Source organism: Brevibacterium sp. FME37, from assembly GCF_014897485.1.
Taxonomy (GTDB): domain Bacteria; phylum Actinomycetota; class Actinomycetes; order Actinomycetales; family Brevibacteriaceae; genus Brevibacterium.
Map to the genome: position 1 here is coordinate 1 of NZ_JABUYE010000047.1, position 1,445 is coordinate 1,445.

Annotated in this window: 1 protein-coding gene; it reads right to left on the reverse strand. The window is 58.5% G+C overall.

Annotation, left to right across the window (positions count from 1 at the left end; translation table 11 throughout):
* Positions 1-9 precede the first annotated feature (9 nt).
* Complete coding sequence (locus tag INT29_RS19865; RefSeq protein WP_101575102.1) at positions 10-1,206, reverse strand: IS110 family transposase; 1,197 nt, start codon at positions 1,204-1,206, stop codon at positions 10-12.
* Positions 1,207-1,445: the final 239 nt, after the last annotated feature.

Genomic DNA, 1,445 nt, shown 5'->3' on the forward strand with positions numbered 1-1,445 from the left:
CTATAGATGTCAAGCGGCTTGAAGAAGGAAGTCCCGGTACTGCGCTGCGAACTCGTCATCACGAGCTTCAGCGCGTTCGATACGTGAAACCTTTACCTGACCGACGCTGAAATGCTCGGCCACCACTCTCAGGCTCATCTTCTTTGACTCCCGCAGAGGGCGCAGGTCATTGATAGCCGGAACGATGGGTGGATTGATGATGAGCGTGTATACCTCGGCGGCGACATACCGTTTGAGACACCTCATGATCTCTCTCTTCGATTTCGCTTCCGCGGTGCGTCTGGCCACGTATTCCTTCGTTCGTGGATCGCTGGACATTCTCGACTTCACGATGTCGAACAAGGCACTATTGGCCTGCCGGTCTCCTCCTTTGTTGAGTCTGTGCCGGGTGATCTTGCCCGACGATGCCTGGAGTGGGCTGGTCCCGCACAGGGCAGCGAACGCAGCTTTCGACGTGATCCTCTCTGGGTTCTCACCAGCTGTGACCAGCAGCTTCGCTGCGGAGATTGGCCCCACGCTCTTCGTGGCCGCCAGAGCAGGGGCCACCTGTGTGGTCAGGTCAGCAAGCTGGTGATTGGCCGCATCGATCTCTTCGGTGAGAAATTCGACTCTTTTGGCCAGGCGACGCAAAGCGATCCCGAGGTGATCGTCAGCTGCCGGACGTGTTTTGGCCAGTGTTGTATGGAGGTCAGGGTCCTTGAGATCCGCGTATTTCTCCCTCACCTGGGTGGGAGCCGTGGTGAGGAAGTTGATGGTCTGCGTGATCGCCGCGGTACGTGCTTTGACGGCTGTGGTGCGGGTTTTGAGGATCAATCGGATCCCGTCGACGGCACCGCCGAGGAGTTTCGGGATCGGAAGGTCATCGAGGTCAGCGGCGACGGTCTTGGCAGCGGCGTAGGCATCTATAGGGTCGGATTTCCCGCCCCGGCGGGTCTGTCGGTTGGGGCGGATGACTTCCTTGGCGAGAACGCCCTGTGATCGGAGGTAAGCGCAGACCCCGGCTCCGTAAGATGCGGTGCCTTCGATGCCGACGGCGAGGATCGTGCCGAAGGAGAGAATGAAGTTCAGTAAGGCCGTGTATCCGGTGCTGGTGGTGGGGAATTCTTTGTCGCCGAGTTTCTTCCCGATTTCATTTGTGATGCCGACATGGTTCGTGTTTTGGTGGGTATCGATCCCGGCGTACACATTCGTTGGTGTTCCTGTCATGATGGTGGTGCCCTTTCCATTGGACTGGTGGGGTGAGGGCCAGTCGGTCGGGCAGACAGGACGTTGACGGGACTCTGTAAGTGTGGAGTCACGCTCCTATGAGGTCATGTCCCCACCGGCTGGTTCTCTTTCGGTGGTGACGGGAACCCTGGTGGACAGATCACGAGAAGGACACCGCGGAACGGGTCAGTCAGGCTTTGGGTCACACCGGGATTCCCGACCTTTCCAGTATCAACGTC